1 protein-coding gene is annotated in these 370 nt (G+C 40.5%); it reads left to right on the top strand.

What is annotated here, in order from left to right; genetic code table 11:
• On the top strand, positions 1-370 hold a 370-nt coding region (locus QP420_RS06460; RefSeq protein ID WP_481616898.1), incomplete at both ends, for a hypothetical protein.

Genomic DNA, 370 nt, shown 5'->3' with positions numbered 1-370 from the left:
ATTAGCTCAAGAGAATTAGCAGTTGCTGAACGGGAGAAAGCTGTTACCGAAAAGGAGCAACGGAGTTCAGAGCTTGATAAGGAGATCAGACGTAAAGAATTTGTCCTTAAAGATTGGGACAAAAAAGAACAAAATGCGCGCGATAGTTGGAAAGCGTGGGGCAGGACTGTAGAAAAAATGGCAAGAGCAAAAAATCTTGGTTCTCCTGATGATTACCTAGTTGTTGGAACTTTTGGCGCAGTTGATAAAGATGCGACAAAAGATAGAATTGCTAAACTGCTTGAACTGGCTGGACATGGTAAAAGTATCAAAGAAGTTGAAGCAGAAAATCGTAAACTTCGAAATCAAGGAATAGAGCAGTATAGGAGCT

This window comes from Bifidobacterium sp. UMB1197, from assembly GCF_030217745.1.
Lineage (GTDB): Bacteria > Actinomycetota > Actinomycetes > Actinomycetales > Bifidobacteriaceae > Bifidobacterium > Bifidobacterium vaginale_B.
Note: the sequence above shows the minus strand (reverse complement) of the source record. Positions and strands in the feature narration are given on the sequence as shown.